The following is an 18,129-nucleotide window of genomic DNA, read 5'->3' on the forward strand; positions in this document are numbered from 1 at the left end:
ATCGCGGCTGGGAGGCAGCCACCTCGACCTCTCCCAAGCCGTCCTCGACTCCGCCCACGCCAGGGCCAAAAAGGGGGCGAACTCACAGGTCCGAGCCCCGTGGACCGGGGCAAGCCCGGCTCGAAAATGCACGTCCTGTCGGACGCGGCAGGACTGCCCCTCCTCGTCGGCCTCTCGGCCGCCAACACCCACGACATCCAAGCGCTGAAGCCCATGGTGCGCGGTCACCAAACGAGACACGACCCCCACCGCGGCCGCCACTTCAAACCCCAACGCCTGCATGCCGACAAGGCTTACGACATCCTCACCTGCGGAAATGGCTTCGCGGCAAGCGGATCGGCGTACGCATCGCCCGCAAGGGCGTCGAGTCATCAGGGCGACTCGGGCGACGCCGGTGAGTGATTGAGCGGACCATGTCCTGGCTGACCCGGCTACCGCCGACTCAACCACCGCCACGAACGAAACCCCCGCCACTACCTGGCCTTTCTCGGCCTCGCCGCCGCCCTCTGCTGCTACAAACGACTCATCCGCCTCACCACATAGGACACGGTCTTCGGGGAACCGGCGCCAGTTGAATAGGAGAGCCCACCAGCAACAAGTACCACGGCGGGAGCTCGGGGTGTCTTGACAGCCCAAGTGGTTAGCCGCCATATTATCTGCATGACGAGGGATGGCATCGATGGTGAGGCGCCCACGCTGGATCAGGCCAGGCGGCAGGTCGAGCACTACGGCCTGGAGGTCGATCCGCAGGCGGTGCTGGTCGCGGTGCGGCTGATCTCGGCGGGCGCGAGGGTCGGCCGGGCGGCCGAGGCGCACTTTGCCAGGTTCGGCCTGTCGACGGGGCGCTACCGCCTGCTCGCCGACCTCGAAGACCACGGCGGGGAGAAGTCTCCCTCGCGCCTTGCTGTCGACCTCGATGTCTCCAGGGCCACGGTCACCGGCCTGCTGGATGGCCTTGAGCGCGAGGGCCTGATCGCCCGCCGCCCGTCCACGGAGGACGGACGGGGCACGGTGGCCGTCCTGACCGCGCGCGGGGCGCAGCGCCTGCGCGACATGGCGTCCGAGCACTTCGGGCGGCTGGAGGCGATGGTGGGTGGGCTTTCGGTCGAGGAGCGCGCGGTGTTCTTGGATCTGCTCGCCCGCGTCGTACGCGGCAGTGCGGTCCTGGCCGCTGACTGACCCGGCTCTCAGTTGATTTGGCCCCGCCCTCGGGTAGGGCTCTTTTCACGGGGCAATAGTTAGCTGCCTAATTATATTGGCGGAGTAAGCCTGACGCCCCCGCCGCAACCCTTCGCTTCCCTCACACGAACGAGAAAGAAGCCAGCATGCCTACAACGAAGGACAGAACCAGTCGAAACCGGGCAGCCTCCCGGCCGTTCGCCCTGTGGCGCGAGGTGCTGACCGCCTACGCCGCCCCCGCGTTGATGGCCGGTACCGCCGGAGTCGTCACCGGGCAGCAGAACCTGGCCGTGGCCGCCTGCACCTCCATCGCCGGCACCTCCGCCGTGGTGGCGTTCCTGGTCGGCACCTGGCTGCGGCACGGCGGGCAGCCCCGACGGTGGACCACCACCACTCCGCGCCTCGCCTTGACCGCCGCACTCGTCATCACTACCGCCGGCGCGGCGGCCCTGCTGGGATGGTTCGCCGCCCAATGGCTGCCCGCCCACACCACGATCCCCGCCATCCCGTGGCTGGAGCGGCTGCGCATCGACCTGCCCCTCTCCGCAGCCCTCGCCACCACCATCGTCACCCTGCGCTGGCGCAGCACCACCACGGCATCCCCGACATAGCCCACCCTGGCACCAGGCCCACCCGCCCCACGAGCCCAGGCCCGACCGAGCCCACCCCGGCAGCACCCGCCGCCGGGAAGTCACCAAAGAATGAGCACACGATGATCGTTGTCATGGGAGCGACCGGAGCAACCGGGAACGCCCTGCTCCACAGCCTCCTCACACTCGGCACACCCGTCCGCGCACTGACCCGCACCCCGCACAGACCGATCCCCGGCATAACCGGCGCACACCAACCGCCCGTCGAGGTTCAGTACGCCGACGCCACCGACCCCCACTCCCTGCGCACCGCCTTCAAGGGCGCCAGCCAGCTCTTCCTCACCATGGCCAACAGCCCCGCACAGGTCGAACTCGAAACCCGCGTCATCGACATCGCCGCCCACACCAGCATCGGACACATCGTCAAGATTTCCGCACCCGCCGCCGAACCCGAATCCCCGGTCGCCATCTCCCGCGGACACCACGCTGTCGAGGAACACCTGCGCGCGAGCGGCCTCACCCACACCATCCTGCGCCCCTACGCGTTCATGCAGAACCTCCTGCGCCTGGCCCCCACCGTCGCCCAGGGCGTCATTCTCGGCACGACGGGCGACGCACCCTGCAACTACATCGACTGCCGCGACATCGGCGACGTCGTCGCCGCCGCCCTCACCAGGCCCGACATCGCCGGCGGCACCTACACCCTGACCGGACCCGAAACCGTCTCCTACCCCGAACTCGCTTCACGACTGACCACCCTGACCGGGGATCTGATCCGCTACGTCGACCTCACCCCGGACGAACTGCGCGACAACCTCATCCACAACGCCCACATGCCCACCTGGCTCGCCGACCACGTGACGGAGATCCAGCAACTCGCCATTACCCGACCCGAAACCCCCACCACCACCGTCATCGACATCCTCGGCCGCCCGCCCCGCACCCTCGACGCCTTCCTGCACGAACACCACGCCCACTTCCGCCGATAAGACGCCGCCTCAAGCCTGGTCACGAAACTGCGAACCGTCCCGCCGCACAAGGCAGATGATCAGTCATCGGCTCGGCGTGGGCGAAGCGGGTGAATCTCCGCCCGGCCGGGCACACGTGGAGCCGATACCCCGCTGGAGATCACACACGGTCACCGGCCGGTTGGGTTCCGTGGGGAACTGGTGACAGTTGATTACGAGAGTCCACCAGTACCAAGGCCCTGATCTCATTGCTCTCGGTGCCGGGCCCGCAGCAGCGCCGTACTCGCTGCGCTCGCCTTCCTGCGCTGGGCGAGCGTCCGCTGAGGAACCGCCGGGCGGCCCGGGGTGCCGGTGCCACCGTCAGATGGCGCCGGCCCTCCGGTACAACCGCTGGACCAAGACGCACTGCGCCCGCACGGCGTTTGTCTGCACCTCCGGGCCTGCCCGTATGGGGGCATCCTCGGTAAGCCGGAGTGTCTCCGGCAGAGGAAAGATCGTTGGAACGGCATGAACAACACTGCCAAGCACACCCTCGCCACCACCCTCACGACCGTCTGCATCCTCGGTCTCACCGTCACCACCGCAGCGGCGGCACCCACCAACCCCGGCGCCCGCATCGCGGCCCCCTCCGACGGCGTCGTCGAACGCGTCGTCGACGACCTCCTCAGCACCCACAACAACAACGGCGTCTTCAGCAACGGCCCCAGCCGCGGCAGCAACGGCATCCTCGGCGGCCTCCTCGGCGGCGGCAACGGCGGAAACGGCGGCGGCCTCCTCGGCGGTTTCCTCGGCGGCGGCAGCAGCGGCTCGCTGGGAATCCTGTAACAGCGGCCTCGACGGGCTGTCGCCGCAACAATTGCGCCCGGCCCTGCCGACCGCTCACCCAGCGGCTGCAGCCCGCCCTCACCGACCAGCAGCACGAACGCCCGGCCACCCTCGGCATCGACCGGGTCCGGTAGGACGGCAGGGGGCCTGTCCGGGTCCGGCCGGACCCTTCCGCCCGAGCCGGGCCCCCACGACCCGTATTCGCTGCGCTCTGGTCATCACGGATGAGACGAGGACCGGCGTCCTGTCAGCTCGTCCGCGCGGTGCGCAGTCGTCGCACATCCCGTACAAGCGTGTACACGGTGATGAGGACGAGCGCGGCTCCGGCCGCGATCCAAAGAGCCGATGCCCCGGAGAGGTACTCGCGAACGGCAACGCCGAGCAGCAGCATGCTGACAAGCACGCCGCCGGCCGAGATCAGAGCACTGGTGCGGTCAATCACCTGGACATCATCAACGACAATCTCCGGCGCCGGGAGTGATCCGTACGATCATGTCCATGAACAGTCCGCGCCGGCCCCTGGGTCATGGCCCACAGCCGCAGCACGACCACGCAGCCCAGGCACCCGAGGCCCCCGGCCATCGTGTCCGCGCGGCCGAGACCGACATCACCGCCCCTCCCCTGCACAGCCCCGGAAACGTGGACGAGCTGGAACGGCTGCGGAAGCGCGAAGTCCTGGGCGTCCCTCCCCGGCCCGGGAAGGTGACTTGTTATCCCTGCCCCTGCCGCTCGACCGGGTCGGAGCCGCCTGTTCTGCCGCGGTCCTCGGGCCGGGAAGGCCCACCCCCTGATGGAGTGGGCCTCTCAACATTCAGACGGCGACCCTCGGTCAGCCGACGCCGTCCGCCGAACCATCGGCGCCGGGCCCCGCGACCCGCGCCCGGCCGTCCGGGTGAACGGTCCCGTCCCCGGCGCCTCACATGTTGATCATATGTCCGGCAAGGCCGTGCACGGCCTCCTTGACGGCCTCGCTCAGGGTGGGGTGGGCGTGGACGTTGCGGGCGACCTCGTGCACGGTGAGGTCCCACTGCTGGGCCAGGGTCAGCTCGGGCAGCAGCTCGGTGACATCGGGGCCGATGAGGTGGCCGCCGAGCAGCTCGCCGTACCTGGCGTCGCTGATCAGCTTGACGAAACCGGTGGTGTCACCGAGACCGTGCGACTTGCCGTTGGCGGTGAAGGGGAACTTGGCGACCCTGACGTCGTGTCCGAGGTCGCGGGCCTGGGCCTCGGTGTAGCCGAAGCTGGCGATCTGGGGCTGACAGAAGGTGGCGCGCGGAATCATTGCGTAGTCGAGTTCCATGGTTTCCGCGCCGGCGAGGGTCTCGGCGGCGATGATTCCCATGGACTCGGCCGCGTGCGCGAGCATCAGCTTGGCGGTGACGTCGCCGATGGCGTAGATGTGCGGGACGGAGGTGCGGCAGCGACCGTCCACGTCGACGGCGCCGCGCTCGGTGACCGTCACGCCGGTGTTCTCCAGGCCGTACCCGGTGACGTTCGGGGCGAAGCCGATGGCCTGGAGGACCTTGTCGGCCTCAAGGACCTGCTGGGAGCCGTCCTTGCCGGTGACCGTGACCCGGACCTGCGGGCCGGACTCGTCGATGGACTCGACACGGGTCGAGGTGAGCACGTCGATGCCCAGTCGCCGGTACTGCTTGGCCAGTTCGGCGGAGACCTCGGCGTCCTCCAGCGGCGCCATCCGGTCCAGGAACTCGACGATGGTGACCTTCACGCCGTAGTTGTGCAGGACGTAGGCGAACTCGATGCCGATCGCGCCGGCCCCCGCGATGACGATGGACTGCGGCAGCTCCTCGGCGAGGATCTGCTCCTCGTACGTCACCACCCGGGCGCTGCGCTTGGTGCCGGGCAACAGCCGGGGCGTGGCGCCGGTGGCGATGACGCAGTGCTCGAAACCGATGGTGCGGGTCTCCCCGTCGTAATCGGTCACCTGGAGCGTGTGCGGGTCGAGGAAGGTTCCGCGGCCGTCGTACTCGGTGATCTTGTTCTTCTTCATCAGGAAGTGGACTCCCTTGACGCGGCCGTCGGCGACCTTGCGGCTGCGACGGTAGGCCTCGCCGTAGTCGAAGGAGACCTGTCCGTCGACCTTGATCCCGAACGTCTTCGCCTCACGGGTGAAGATGTGCGCGAGTTCGGCGTTGCGCAGGAGGGCCTTGGTCGGGATGCAGCCCACGTTCAGGCAGACGCCGCCCCAGTACTTCTCCTCCACGACGGCGACGCGTTTTCCCAGCTGGGCGGCGCGCACTGCGGCGACATAGCCGCCGGGGCCGGCGCCGAGTACGACGACATCGAAGCGCTCGTCCTGCTCCACCATGGGGCGTTCCTCTTCCTCGGTTGCGTTACCCGTTCCGTGGTGGATTGTTCCGCTCCGCCGCGCCCGCCGCCACAGAGATCATGCGGTGTGTCCGAGATCGCAGTGGGAAGGGGCCCGTCCGCTACGGCTCCGTCGAGCCCCTTCCCAGGTGCGGCTACTACTCCGTCGCCGTCGGCCTACGCGAGACGGCCATCGCCCGCGTGACGCGCCTCAGCGGCGCAGCCGGTAGCTGTAGGCGTAGTGACGGTCGGCGAACAGCTTGTACTCGTATGGGTGTGCGCGCCCCAGCTGTTGCCGCCACCGCCGTACGCGAACACGGTCACCCACTACAACCAAGCCCTGCCACCACACCACCCATTCACAACGATCCAGGACGGTTGATGAGGTACCCGTCGCGGGAGTTCTCACGTATGGAGCGCGCGCCGGCTCGGAGACATGTCGTGCCTGGGTGGCGGACAACCGGCGCACCTCCCACAGCAGGGCCGCAGCATCCACGGTCTCCGGGCCCGGAGACCGTGGCACCTCGCGCAGAAGAACGCCCGTCAGTGCGGCCAGTTCGGAGACGTCGATCCCCAGCAGAGCCGCGAAGTCCGTCACCAAGCGGGGGTCGAATCCTTGCACTTCGGTCAGTGCCCAGTCCCGCTTGCCGCGCTCACCGGCGAGGAACACGGAGAGATCACGCACGATGGCAAGTGCGGTTTCGTTGGTGGCATCGCTGCGAAGCAGCGTTCCGGCACGCCGAGATCGCTCACGCGAACGGATCACGAAGTCGGCGAAAGCCTCCACCGCGGATGCAGGGGGTCGGGGACCGCAAGGATGCGGCGTTGTCGGCGGCCGGCCGCGAGCCGCTCGGCCTGGTCGGTGGCCATGGCCAGACCGCGACTGGTGAAAGAAGGTCTCCAAAGCACGGGCGAGGGAGCCCATCGAGCGGCCCGGGCGGCGGAGCGTTCGAGTACGGACTGGGGGAGGTTGGGCTGGCCGTCCCGAAGAAGCCTCCCGAGGGAAGTGATCAGCGTGCAAGCCCGGCCGATGGAGTACTTGGCGGCGAGATCTGTCGTGAAGTCCTGCAGCCAGTCGGGCGGATTGTCGAGTTCGGCGATGAGGTCATCGGCTCCGCCCGATGATCCTGCGTCAGTAACACTCCGCGACGACTCCCCGAGATCTGTGCCAGAACCCAGTTTTGAAGCAGCAGCGGTTGCCGTGTCTGCTGGCGTCCGGCCGTTGTCAGTGCCTGCTGGCAGGATCGCCGGCATGACACCGTTGCTTCTCACCGACGTCGAACGAGCCGTTCGCAGCAGCTGGAGTACCGAGACGTGCACTCCTGAGTTCCGATCGCGCTGGACCAAGGACAACCCGGCCCGGGACCAGTGCGGAGTGACCGCCATGGTGCTCAATGACCTGCTGGGAGGCGAGTTGATCCGGGGAGAGGTCCACGTCAACGGAGAACGTGTGGACTACCACTGGTGGAACCGCCTGGGCATGGGCATCGAGATCGACCTCACCCGCGAACAGTTCGGGCCGGAGGAGATCGTCACCGAAGGCATCGTGATTCCCCGCCCGCCCCTGACCGAATGGCGCAGGCTCCGTGAGGAGTACGAGCTCCTCCGCGACCGCGTCTTGGAGAAGCTCAATCGGCAGCAGGCGACGGCCTCTGCGGCCGTGTCTCGTCAGCCGGCCTGACCATGTTCGGCTCGCACGCGAGTGGTAGCCAGGCCGTCAGGCCGGTCAGGCGGTCAGGCGGTCAGGCGGTCGACGATGGCCGCGCAGAGCCGGGGGTCGGTGAAGGAGGCGTCGGCGCATCGGCTCCGTTCATCGCTCGACTGAAAGGAGCGGCGGCCGTCCTGGCGTCGGTACGCCCACGGGTCAGCTCCATGCAACGGATGCCGTCTCCGGGTGCCACTCCATGACCGGCGAGGCCTGCGTCCCGTGCTCCGGGCACCAGCCCACGGGCACGAGGCCGCCGCGGTCGTGCCGCGCGCAGACGCAGTTCTCTCCCGGGCCGGCGTACGTCACCCCGTGCCCGATCACGCCGCCGCACCGAACCCTCCGCGGCCGCGCCCCGCAGGCCGCCCGCCCCCGATCGGAACCGCTCGACCACCCGCGTCTGGCCGAGCACCGCCAACGGGGCCGTACCCGGCGCGGTCAGCCGGCCCACCGAAGCCCGGGACTCCCCCGCCGTCAGGGCGGCCAGCGCATCGGCGTCATCATCGCTGGACCAGCCGGACAACCGGTCCTCCCCCTCCGCATCGTCGGCCAGGACCAGGTGCTGGTCATCGAGCCGGAACCGGGATGTACGGTGCCCGGCCCGCCGTGCACGACCAGTGAGGCCGCCGGCATGGCCACGAGCACCTCGATCTTGTCGCGGGCAAGCAGCCAAGGCCTTCCGCGTCCTCGTCTCCGTGTTCGCCGTCGCCGACACACGGCGCAGGGAGACGTCCTGCAAAGGCACCTGCGGACACCCATGGCACAACCTGTCAGCCACAGCCAAGCAGCCGCTGCCAGCACACCACGCATTCACAACCGGATTTGTCAGAGGACTGCCGTGGGAGCAGGACGTCACCGCTGGCACCGCCCGAACGTCACCACGTAGGTCGCGGCGCCGCTCGCGCCGGCTCCGGCCCGGTCCGCGGAGCCGGCCAACGCCGCGCTGCCGATTTCGCGCAGCGTCCCGTTGAGGATGTTCGCGCGGTGTCCCGGGCTGTTCATCCACCATCTGACGGCGGCGCTCGGCGTGCCCGAGGTGCCCCAGCCGGTGTACGTGATCTCAGCGACCTGCCACGACCGGGGGTTCGGGCAGTAGCCAGCCCCCATGATGCGGCTCTGCGGTGTCGAGCCCGTCTGTGGGTTGGTGTGCGAGTCCTGGCCCGGCCCCCACCACTTCAGCTGCACGGCCGCAGCGGCATGCTGCCGGGCCGCGGTGTTCAGGGCGGCGTTGACGGTTAGCGCCGGAAGCCCGCGCTGCGTACGCTGCGCGTTGATCAAGCCCACAACATCCCCGGGCTGGGCAGCTGCGTCCGAGGACGCGGCAGCGGGTACCAGCGTGGCCGCCAGGATGGCGGCAACGGCCGGACCGATGAGCCTCCGGGTCCGTGAAGCAGTGCAATTCACGAGGTACACCTCCCGCGACGAACAGTGGTTTCGAGCACTTGGGTGAGGCGACCAGTCGCTTTCGCTTCGACGTCTTTTCCAGGCTGCCATCCGGACCACCCGGTCGCCATCGGAGGCCGGTCCGGCCGCTGCCGGGGGAGGAACGGCCCTTCGGGAATACGAATGGGCCAGCGTCCCGGAACGCTTCGCGGAAAACTCGCCGCCGCGCGGGCCTACTACGAGCAGCACGGGACCCTCCCCGCGCCGCGGCACGCGACCGCCCTGGACCGGGCGAGCGGGCAGTGGCTCACCAATGATCCAGGCCGCGGCAAGGGTCCACGCCGGGGCGGTGCCGTGTTCGCGGTACCCGGCCGGCGAGGTCGGCGGGGCGGTGCTCGGAGTTCCCCCACCGTGCCCAGTGCAGGACCTCGGCGGTGAACTCGGCGAAGGTCAGCGGCACCGGCTCGTCGGGGTCGGGCTTCTTCTTGACGGCCCAGGGCTTGTGCGTGAGGGTGTAGTCGGGCAGGACCGCGAAGAGCATGCGGTCCGCGCACCGGTTGAGGTTCTCCACCGTGCCCTTCAGATGGGTGCTGTATGCAGGCAGATCCTCAGCCTTGGAGTTCAGGACGCCGAAGACGCCCAGGACCGTCTTCGACAGGAAATCGCGGCCGGTCGACCCGCACGTGCTCAGGGATGCCGCCCGCGGGCCCGTAGGGGCCGGTGCGCAGCACGGCCGCGCGCAGGGCCGCCAGGATCGACGTCCGGGACGGATGGCCAGGGGTGACCGCGGTGCCCATGATGGTCTTCGCCGCAACGTCGATGAACCACGTCACCCACGGGCGCACCAGCTCCCCGTAGGCGTCGACCACAAGCGGCGCCTGGACGTAGTCAGCCTCCCGGGTGTGGTTCCGCCAGAGTCTCGGGCGACGCCCGAACACATCGTGGGCCCGGGCTGCCTCCGGCCCCCGGGCCAGACCCGCGCGCTCGCCCGCGGTCAGGTCTTGGCGCACCGCGCGCAGGAACGTCGACAACGACGGCACCGGATCCAGAAAGGGCACCGCCTCCATCGGTGCTCGGCCCGGAACCGCGATGGCCGGCTCGCCGGCCGCCGTCCGGGCGCGGGCCGCTGCCGGTAGACCGCCGAGGCGTTGCTCCGCCAGTACGCGAGCAGCACCCGTACCTCCGGCGTCACCTCGAACGCGTCACCTCGAACCGGCCCACCGATCCGGCACCCGGACCGGCCCCTTCGCCGGGATCGGCTTCGGCCTGCGCGAGCCACCGCCACACCGTCCGCTCCGACACCCCCAGACACTCCCCCGCAAGGCGCACATGCCCCGCGACAGTCGCGCCTGGGCGCGTAGTCGCAGCAGCTGCTGAACCGCCGGTCCGCGCAGCGAGCGCCGGACCCTGGAGCACAGCCGCCGGCGCTGGCGCGTCGAACGGTGCCGAATCTCCCGTCCCGGATGAACTGATCATGAACCGGCTCCCTGCCGCCTCGTCTTGGTCTACTGCTCGTCATCCAGAGTGAACCCGTCCTGCCGCGGCACCGGCTCCAACCGGCCTTCCCGCGCCTCCGCCAGCCACTTCCACACCGTCCGGACGGTCACACCGGCGGCCTCGGCCATCACGCGCACATGCAGCGACGACACCGACCGGCCCCTGGTCGACCGCCAACAACCGACGCACCACCACACCCCGCGCCAATCGGCCATCCGCGTCCATACCGACCAGCACAGCCCTGCCCTGGCCAGCCGCACACAGGAACGGGCAACCCCATGACAGCCAGCAACCCTCCTGCTATGCAGCATGTGGCAGCAGCCTGGTCACCCCATGAAAGCCAAGATCGCAACTCACACCAGGGAGAGACCAGGCACAACCCACCCGATCCCCGCTGACGACCAACCTGTGCCACCAGGACACCCGTTCACACCCTCCGCTTCCGCACCGAGACGCTTCACCCGGCCGGCATAGTCCGCCTGGGGCGGCCACAGGCGCAAGGCACGATCATCGAGGACGTGGCGACGCCGCGGTGCGTCAATGCCGGCAGGACGGCCGGACGCGGAGCAGCTCGGTCCGCAACACGGGTGTGCCGTCGACCGGTGCCGGGTCCTCCGCGGTCGGCTCGATACCTCCGGCGGCGACTGTGTCGAGTGTCGTCAGGCCGTCGGCGGCGACCGTGCCGAACACCGTGTAGTTCGGTCGCAGCGCGGAGTCGCCGTAAACGACGAAGAACTGTGAACCGTTCGTGTCCGGACCGGCGTTGGCCATCGCCAGCAGGCCGCGCCCATAGAGACGGCGCACGCCGGTCGGATCGGTCGGTGCCGGCGGCAGGTCCACCGGCAGCTCGTCCTTGTACTTGTACCCGGGCCCGCCCTCACCGGTACCGGTCGGGTCGCCGCACTGCAGGACCTTCAGCGTCGGATACGCCGTCAGACGGTGGCACACCGTTCGGTCGTAGAACCCATGCCGTGCCAGATGCAGGAAACTCTGGACCGTGCACGGCGCCTTGGCCCGGTCCAAGTGCAGCGGGAGCGGGCCCTGGCTGGTCGGAACAGCCATATCAACCGTGCCTCGACTGGGGGTGCGCCGCGGGTCAGGCGGCAGCGGAACAGAGCGCGCCGGCGGCTCGTCCGGGGTCTGTGCGTACTGGCAAGGACCGTGCGTGGTGCGCGACGGAGCTCCGTCGGAAGCGGTGGCGACACTCCCCCCGGCCACGACTAACGCCACGGCCGCGAATGCGCTGATCAGTGCCCGTTTCATCTCGCACGCCCTCCCGATGATCGCCAAGTCCTGGAGCGGTCGCAGTCTAGAACGTGGGTTTGGTCCGCGGGAATGGTTAGCGGCAGGAGGCTCGCGCGGCCGACCCCGAGGTCCTCGCCCTCCAGCTGACGTCCCTGCTCGAGGAAGCCACTGGCGGTGCAGGCGTCGGCCGCACCACAGGCTCCAGACGGCCCTCACTCGGCTCCGCCAGCAGCTTCCATACCGTCCGAACCGTCACACCGGCAGCCTCCGCCATCACCCGCACATGCAGCGACGACACCGACCCCGCACCCTGATCCACCGCCAACAACCGACGCACCACCACACCCCGCGGCCAAAGCCACACACAGGAATAGGCAAACCCATGACAGCCACCCACCACCGTGCAAGCCACCTCATGGCAGCAGCCTGGTCACCCCACGACAGCCAAGATCACAACCCACCCCAGGGAGAGACCAGGCACAACCCACCCGATCCCCGCTGACGACCCCAGTGCCACCAGGACACCCGTTCACAGCCGGCGTGCCGCGCACTGCGCCGGGCATGGACGGTGGGCAGCTCCGAACGGGAGCGTCTCCACCCACATCGATTCAGTCCGCGGCGCAACCCCCCACCCCTACAGACAGAATGCCCCGAACCGAGCGTTCCGCAGCACCCTTCAGCCGAGCAGGGCGGCCGCGCACTCCTCGGCAAGGTCCTCGGCGTGCGCGGGCAGCGGCTGGCCTGCCCGCAGAGGGCGGCGGACGACCCCGAGCGGCAGGTCGATCAGGGCCAAGACGATCCGGTCACGGCCCTCGGGTCCGGTCAAACCCAAGGCCGCGCCGACCATGCCGAGGCAGGCGAACACCCGTTCGTTGCCTCGATCCGCGCGTTCCCGGTGCTCCTGGGACCATCCGGCCCGGCCGAACTCCTCGGCGCCGTAGAGGAGCAGCGCCGCCTCCCTCGGGTGGACCCGGCTCCAGGCGACGACGTGTCGGGCGCCGGCGCGGGCGGCCGCGCGGGGGTCGGCGTCGCCGTCGAGGGCGGCGAGGTAGCCCTCCTGGAAGCCCTCGACGGTACGCAGCCACACCTCGGCGAGCAGCGCAGGGCGCCCCGGGAAGCGGTGGTATACGGATCCGCTGGGCGCGCCGACGGCCTGCGCGACGGCGGACATGGCGACTGCGGCCGGGCCGCCAGTGGCCGCGAGGACGACAGCGGCGTCGAGGAGATCGTCGGCGTCGAAGCGGGGTGGTCTCGGCATGAATCAGAGAGTACTCTCCACTTCAATTAGAGGTCACTCTCCAATTGAAGGAGCACCATGCCTGTCCATAATGTCCATGAACGTCTGCTGCCGATGAAGGCGGCCGAGGTCGGCGCCCTCCTCGACTCCCTCTCCGACGGGCCCGCCGACCAGCTCTGGCCGCACCGGACCTGGTCTCCCATGCAGTTCGACCGCCCGCTGTCCGCAGGCGCGAAGGGCGGGCACGGCCCTGTCCGCTACACGGTCGCCGCGTACATCCCAGGAACCTGGGTCCGTTTCACCTTCAGCGGCCCTCGCGGCTTCCACGGCTTCCACGAGTACGCCGTGCTGCCTGTCGACGACGAGCGCACGGCGCTGCGGCACACCCTGTCGATGCGGGTCACCGGAATCGCCCGGCTGAGCTGGCCGCTGGCCTATCGCTGGCTCCACGACGCACTACTGGAGGACAGCCTCGACCGCGCCGAACACCCGGCCCGGCGCGCCCGCTGGTCCCCGTACGTCCGCCTGCTCATGGCCATCGCCCCCAAGGAACACTGACGGAGCTCGGCCCTCGTTCCCAGCAGGGTCCGAGAGACACGACCCGGTGCAGCGACCGTCAACACACCGGAAGATATCCGGGCGGTTCCCCGCTCGGAGGACGCTCGCCGGTACCCATACCTTCGAACCCGGGAAAGGCCCTGGGCAAGGGCAATGATCAAGCTGCGGAGTTGCGGAGCCACAGGCAAGATCACCGAAGTGCCCAGCCATGCCTCACACCCCGGCTGGGTATTTTCGTCCCGCCCCACCCAACCGACCGCGCCGACAGCTCGGTCCCGCTGCGCCGCCGGACCGAATCGACGCCCCCTCGGCGCGCCGCGCTCGCGACCTCGGCCCCCGCTGGACCGGTACGCGCCGACAACCGATGGCAACCATTGCCGCAAGGACACAGCTGATCCTCGTCTGCCCGCCGCGGCGATGCGGGCACGAACGACATTGGGATTCGCCTCACAGCACAGCAGCTAGCGCGAGGACCTGCCGCACGCGGCTCAGTTGTCCGGACCGCAAACGGCGCCGCCGGGCCCTGACGGGAGTACCGGACGATGGCTTCCTGCGAGGTCAATGACGCGCTGCCGTCGGCGGGGGTGAGCGTGTAGAAGGCGATGATCGAACCCTCGGTGACGGCGTCCACCTGGTCAACACCTCCCGGGCGGCCCGTCGACCCGGACGCGTTCCTCGAGGCCCTGCGCGAAAGCCGCAACGCCGGCGCCGCCCTCGACGTCTTCGACACCGAGCCGCTGCCGGGGGACCACCCCCTGCGCACCGCCCCGAGGCTCCTGGCGACCCCGCACCTCGGCTACATCACACGGGCCAACTGCACCACGTACTACGGCGAAGCCGTCGAGGACATCGCTGCCTTCCTGGACGGCTCACCCGCACGGGTCCTGCCCTAGCTGCCCTCCTCGAAGGTGCCGAGGCCGTTGGCGTCCAGGTACTCCACCCGCATCCTGCCGTCGGTGAAGGTCACCCCGGTGCGGCCGATGGCGTTCTCGCCGACGGTCTCGAAGCTGAAGGTGTCCCCGTCGTAGTGGGTCAGGGGGAAGGCCATCGGCTTCGGTCCCAGGCGCAGCACCAGCCCGCCGCCCGGGCCGGCCGTGACGGTGGCCCGCCCGTAGAACGGGTTGGTGTACGTACCGGTGTACGCGCTGTCCGCGCGGGCCGGCTTCGGGTCCGCGGGCGACTTGGCGAAGTCCGTCTTCGAGCGGCCCTCGCCGAGCTGCTGCTTGTAGGCCTCGGCCACCACGGGCAGCCAGTCCCGGCTGGGCTTGCCGTACTCGGCGGTGTCGAAGAAATTGAGGGCGACGGTGTCGGGGAGACCCGTTGGGGCGCCGTTGGTGAGCACCACGATGGCGAGCTTCTCGGCTGGGACCAGGGTGACGTTGGTGTTGGTGCCGAGTGCGAAGGCGCCGGCGTGGCTCAGGCGCAGGCGGCCGTGGTCGTCGTAGCGCACGTTCCAGCCCAGGCCGTAGTAGCCGGGCTGGGTGTTCGGTTCGGCGGGCGGCTGGCTGATGCTGTGCGGGAGGTGGGTCTCGGCCAGGCCGGCGCTGTTGATGACCTGCTTGCCGTCGATCTTTCCGCCGCCCAGCTGGAGGCGTAGCCAGCGGGCCATGTCCCGTGCGCTGGAGCTGACGCCGCCGGCCGCGGTCTGCGCGTCGGCGTCGCGGACGTAGCGCGGCTTCCAGGTGCCGTCGTCGGTCTTGACGTGGGTGAGGGCGCGATCGGCCGCCTTCTCGTAATCGCTGAAACGGGAGCTGGTGTGCGTCATCCCGGCGGGCTTGTAAAGCAGGTCTTCGGAGAGCTTGTCCCAGGGCACGCCCTTGGCCTTGGAGACGGCCTCGGCGGCCGCGGTGAAGCCGAAGTTGGTGTACGCGTAGCTGGTGCGGAACGGGCTGAGGGGCTCGTAGCGCAGGTGCGACAGGATGTACGCCTGGTCGTAGCCCAGGTCCTCAAGGAGGTCGCCCGAGTGATCCGGTAGGCCCGAGCGGTGCGAGAGCAGGTCGGCCGCGGTGACGTGCGAGCTGACCCAGGGGTCCTTGAGGGTGACGCCCTTGAGCGGGTCGTCGAAGCCGTCGGCGCCGAGGGCCTGTGCCAGCACGGTGGAGGCCACCGGCTTGGACACCGAGGCGAGCTGGAAGACGGTGTCCGGGCCGACCTCGTCGCCCGGGGCATCGGTGCTGCGGACACCGAAGCCCTTGAGGTAGACGACCTTGTCGTCGTGGACCACGGCCACGGAGACGCCGGGCACCCCGGTGCGCCGCATGCCGTCCTGCACCTGCGAGTCCAGCGTGTCCAGGGCCCTCGCCACGTCGAAGCCACCGGGGGTCGGCGACGGTGCGGCGGCGACGGTCCCGGCCGCCAGGGCGAGCCCAGCGACCACGGTCAGCCCCCTCCGCTTGCTGTTGCGTCGCATACGCCCATTTAACGCCGGTCCCGCGTCGGGCGCCCGGAGAGAGCCGGGGCACGGAAAGCGGCGGCGGGGCCGCGCTCGCGGCCCCGCCCGGCGTGGTGGACTGGGGCCTGATCCGGAAAACAGGTCCTAATGACCTGAGTCGGAGGTTTGTCGTTGGTTCGGTATGAGTCGTCCGGGTCCGAAGATTCCGCCGTTGTCGGTGACCGGCCCAGCGGGCTGTGCTGGAGGGTTGGTTACGTCGTCGCTCGACGGCGCGGGCTTTGGCTCAGCGGTCGCGGATCGTGCTGGAGTGCGCGGAGGGCCACTCGGTCATGGAGGTGTCGCGGCGGCTACATGTTGCTCCGGACACGGTCCGCACCTGGCGGCGACGTTTCCTGGAGCACGGTCTGGACGGGCTGGGCGACGGCCTCGGCCGCGTGTCCCGCGGAAGATCACCGACGCGGATGTCGAGCGGGTGATCGTCAAGACGCTGGAGGAGAAGCCGAAGAACGCGACGCACTGGTCGACCCGGTCGATGGCCGCGGCGACCGGGATGTCACAGTCGACGGTCTCAAGGATCTGGCGGGCGTTCGCTCTGGCCCCGCACCGGTCGCAAACCTTCAAGTTGTCGACGGATCCACTGTTCATCGAGGTCATCGGCTCCCTGCACCGCCGACACCGTGCCGCCGAGTTCAAGAAGTTCCTGGCCAAGATCGACAAAGAGGTCCCGGCGGACCTGCAGGTGCACCTGATCCTCGACAACTACGCGACCCACAAGACACCCGACGTGAAGAAGTGGCTGCTGGCGCACCCGCGCTTTCAGCTGCACTTCACGCCCACCAGTGCGTCGTGGCTCAACCTGGTGGAGCGATGGTTCGCCGAGCTCACCCAGAAGAAGCTCAAAAACGCGGCGTCCACCGCTCCGTCCAGCCACTCGAACGCGACATCCGGGCCTGGCTGGCCGACTGGAACGAGCAGCCGCGGCCTTCGTCTGGACGAAGACAGCCGACGAAATCCTCGACAAAGTCGCCGCCTACGGCCAACGAATCTCTGACTCAGCACACTAGGCTCCGCAGGCATCGGGAAGACCATGGACGCTGTCCCCTTGCCACCGCGGCGGTCGGCCTCCCCCTGGCCTACGACCAGAAGGCCGTGGCCGCCACCTTCAAAGGGGCCGGGGGCAACGGCAGCGTCGGCGCGGAGGAAGTCTCGGTCGTGCGTCAGCTCACCGAGATGTTCAGGAGCGCGAGGTCCGGGCTCAGCAGCAGATTACTGGCGGCGTTGACGATGGACGCGTCGCTGATGTGGTCCGCCTTCAGCCGCATGTACCAGGTCTGCGCGCTGGCCGTCGCGTCCCCCTGAACGGGGGCCGGCTCGGCCAGGGCGTTCAGGAGCAAAGCCGCGTCCACCTCGGTGCATGCGGGACGGGCAAGGCGAAGCCTTCCCGGACTCCCCGACCGGCCGCGGTTCCCCTGTTCGGAACTGCGGCCGGTCGCGGTGTACCGCTTCGGAGACGGTGTACGGCTTGGGCGTCCGCGGCTGCTGAGGCGCACGCCTGGCCTCACTACCGGTCGTCGGAGAGCACCGGGTCTTGGACCTTGCGGCGGCGTCCCCAGCGCTTGTTCTCCATCTGGAGGTCTGCCTGCGCCGACGACGGCTCGTCCGCGGGTGAGAGCGCGAGGATCTCCGTCTTCGCGGGCCGCTCCGGGGACGAGGAGGCAGCGGTAGCCACGGCCGTGGATGCCGAGGGGACATCCATGACGAGCGGCACCAGACGCTCGCCGGAAACCTTGGCGTCACTCTTGGCATCGCTCTTGGCGTCGCTCTGGCCCTTGGCCTCGCTCTGGCTCTTGCCCTTGCGTGCCCGCCACAGCCCCCGGGACTGCAGGGCGGTGCCGAGGTTGTTCAGGACCTGGCTCTCGTTGTCGCCCATCTCGGTGAACCGGGCGGCGGCCTGCTGATGCGCGTCGATGGCCTCGTCGAACCGCCGCACCTGCTGCAAAGCCATGCCCAGATTGTTCAGGGCCCGGCCCTCACCCTCGTGGTCGCCGAGTTCCGTGAACCGGGCGGCGGCCTGCTGATGCGCGTCGATGGCCTCCTCGAACCGCCGCACCTGCTGCAAAGCCGTACCCAGATTGTTCAGGGCCCGGCCCTCACCCTCGTGGTCGCCGAGTTCCGTGAACCGGGCGGCGGCCTGCTGATGCGCGTCGATGGCCTCCTCGAAC

The 18,129-nt window shown here is 69.4% G+C and carries 19 protein-coding genes and 3 pseudogenes; 10 read left to right on the top strand and 12 right to left on the bottom strand.

What is annotated here, in order from left to right:
• Positions 1-25: 25 nt before the first annotated feature.
• The 5 genes and pseudogenes from ABZ934_RS30505 to ABZ934_RS30525 all read left to right on the top strand — a co-directional run.
• A pseudogene (locus tag ABZ934_RS30505) lies at positions 26-543 on the top strand (IS5 family transposase); the annotation flags it as partial.
• Between the two features lie 117 nt (positions 544-660).
• Positions 661-1,179 carry a MarR family transcriptional regulator gene (locus ABZ934_RS30510; protein WP_361319290.1) on the top strand — a complete coding sequence of 173 codons (519 nt, stop codon included), beginning with the start codon at positions 661-663 and terminating at the stop codon, positions 1,177-1,179.
• Positions 1,180-1,325: 146 nt separating this feature from the next.
• Positions 1,326-1,790, top strand: a complete 465-nt coding sequence (locus ABZ934_RS30515) for a hypothetical protein (RefSeq protein ID WP_361319292.1) — start codon at positions 1,326-1,328, stop codon at positions 1,788-1,790.
• 113 nt (positions 1,791-1,903) lie between these two features.
• A complete protein-coding gene (locus tag ABZ934_RS30520) occupies positions 1,904-2,758 on the top strand; it encodes an NmrA family NAD(P)-binding protein (RefSeq protein ID WP_361319294.1) in 855 nt (284 codons plus the stop codon).
• Positions 2,759-3,244: 486 nt separating this feature from the next.
• Positions 3,245-3,562: a hypothetical protein gene (locus tag ABZ934_RS30525; protein WP_361319296.1), complete on the top strand. Its 318-nt coding sequence runs from the start codon at positions 3,245-3,247 to the stop codon at positions 3,560-3,562.
• 247 nt (positions 3,563-3,809) lie between these two features.
• Here the strand turns inward: ABZ934_RS30525 and ABZ934_RS30530 are convergent, their stop codons facing one another.
• The 3 genes from ABZ934_RS30530 to ABZ934_RS30540 form a co-directional block, all read right to left on the bottom strand.
• Positions 3,810-4,004: a hypothetical protein gene (locus tag ABZ934_RS30530; protein WP_361319298.1), complete on the bottom strand. Its 195-nt coding sequence runs from the start codon at positions 4,002-4,004 to the stop codon at positions 3,810-3,812.
• Between the two features lie 474 nt (positions 4,005-4,478).
• Positions 4,479-5,891 carry a dihydrolipoyl dehydrogenase gene (lpdA, locus tag ABZ934_RS30535; protein ID WP_361319300.1) on the bottom strand — a complete coding sequence of 471 codons (1,413 nt, stop codon included), beginning with the start codon at positions 5,889-5,891 and terminating at the stop codon, positions 4,479-4,481.
• A 210-nt stretch (positions 5,892-6,101) separates the two neighbouring features.
• Positions 6,102-6,677 (bottom strand): hypothetical protein, encoded by a 576-nt coding sequence (locus ABZ934_RS30540; RefSeq protein ID WP_361319302.1) that lies wholly within the window; start codon positions 6,675-6,677, stop codon positions 6,102-6,104.
• A gap of 465 nt (positions 6,678-7,142) precedes the next feature.
• Between ABZ934_RS30540 and ABZ934_RS30545 the strand changes: the two genes are divergently transcribed.
• Positions 7,143-7,571: a hypothetical protein gene (locus ABZ934_RS30545; protein WP_361319304.1), complete on the top strand. Its 429-nt coding sequence runs from the start codon at positions 7,143-7,145 to the stop codon at positions 7,569-7,571.
• A gap of 641 nt (positions 7,572-8,212) precedes the next feature.
• On the top strand, positions 8,213-8,566 hold the full coding sequence (locus tag ABZ934_RS30550; RefSeq protein ID WP_361319306.1) for a DUF5958 family protein: 354 nt from the start codon (positions 8,213-8,215) through the stop codon (positions 8,564-8,566).
• Here the strand turns inward: ABZ934_RS30550 and ABZ934_RS30555 are convergent.
• From ABZ934_RS30555 to ABZ934_RS30580, 6 genes are all read right to left on the bottom strand, one after another.
• The gene (locus tag ABZ934_RS30555; protein WP_361319328.1) at positions 8,448-8,879 is read right to left on the bottom strand and encodes a CAP domain-containing protein; all 432 of its coding nucleotides are present in this window, start codon (positions 8,877-8,879) and stop codon (positions 8,448-8,450) included. The genes ABZ934_RS30550 and ABZ934_RS30555 overlap by 119 nt on opposite strands.
• Positions 8,880-9,285: 406 nt before the next feature.
• The gene (locus ABZ934_RS30560) at positions 9,286-9,549 is read right to left on the bottom strand and encodes a hypothetical protein (protein ID WP_361319308.1); all 264 of its coding nucleotides are present in this window, start codon (positions 9,547-9,549) and stop codon (positions 9,286-9,288) included.
• A 37-nt stretch (positions 9,550-9,586) separates the two neighbouring features.
• A complete protein-coding gene (locus ABZ934_RS30565; RefSeq protein WP_361319310.1) occupies positions 9,587-10,036 on the bottom strand; it encodes a hypothetical protein in 450 nt (149 codons plus the stop codon).
• 447 nt (positions 10,037-10,483) lie between these two features.
• Entirely contained in the window at positions 10,484-10,627 is a 144-nt protein-coding gene (locus ABZ934_RS30570) for a hypothetical protein (protein WP_361319312.1), read from the bottom strand.
• A gap of 385 nt (positions 10,628-11,012) precedes the next feature.
• Complete coding sequence (locus ABZ934_RS30575) at positions 11,013-11,537, bottom strand: peptidylprolyl isomerase (RefSeq protein WP_361319330.1); 525 nt, start codon at positions 11,535-11,537, stop codon at positions 11,013-11,015.
• A gap of 859 nt (positions 11,538-12,396) precedes the next feature.
• Positions 12,397-12,978 (bottom strand): TetR/AcrR family transcriptional regulator, encoded by a 582-nt coding sequence (locus tag ABZ934_RS30580; protein ID WP_361319314.1) that lies wholly within the window; start codon positions 12,976-12,978, stop codon positions 12,397-12,399.
• A 57-nt stretch (positions 12,979-13,035) separates the two neighbouring features.
• Between ABZ934_RS30580 and ABZ934_RS30585 the strand changes: the two genes are divergently transcribed.
• Positions 13,036-13,515: an SRPBCC family protein gene (locus tag ABZ934_RS30585; protein WP_361319316.1), complete on the top strand. Its 480-nt coding sequence runs from the start codon at positions 13,036-13,038 to the stop codon at positions 13,513-13,515.
• A 628-nt stretch (positions 13,516-14,143) separates the two neighbouring features.
• A pseudogene (locus ABZ934_RS30590) lies at positions 14,144-14,408 on the top strand (NAD(P)-dependent oxidoreductase); the annotation flags it as partial.
• Here the strand turns inward: ABZ934_RS30590 and ABZ934_RS30595 are convergent.
• Positions 14,405-15,925 carry a serine hydrolase gene (locus tag ABZ934_RS30595; protein ID WP_361319318.1) on the bottom strand — a complete coding sequence of 507 codons (1,521 nt, stop codon included), beginning with the start codon at positions 15,923-15,925 and terminating at the stop codon, positions 14,405-14,407. The pseudogene ABZ934_RS30590 and the gene ABZ934_RS30595 sit on opposite strands and share 4 nt — an antisense overlap.
• A 163-nt stretch (positions 15,926-16,088) precedes the next feature.
• Here ABZ934_RS30595 and ABZ934_RS30600 point away from each other — a divergent pair.
• A pseudogene (locus ABZ934_RS30600) lies at positions 16,089-16,971 on the top strand (helix-turn-helix domain-containing protein).
• Between the two features lie 153 nt (positions 16,972-17,124).
• On the opposite strand, the gene ABZ934_RS30605 reads toward ABZ934_RS30600, so the two are convergent.
• Complete coding sequence (locus ABZ934_RS30605; protein ID WP_361319320.1) at positions 17,125-17,301, bottom strand: hypothetical protein; 177 nt, start codon at positions 17,299-17,301, stop codon at positions 17,125-17,127.
• 167 nt (positions 17,302-17,468) lie between these two features.
• Positions 17,469-18,129 (bottom strand): tetratricopeptide repeat protein (locus ABZ934_RS30610; RefSeq protein WP_361319322.1); only part of this gene is annotated, 661 nt, incomplete at its 5' end.

The organism is Streptomyces sp. NPDC046557 (genome assembly GCF_040645975.1).
Classification (GTDB): domain Bacteria; phylum Actinomycetota; class Actinomycetes; order Streptomycetales; family Streptomycetaceae; genus Streptomyces.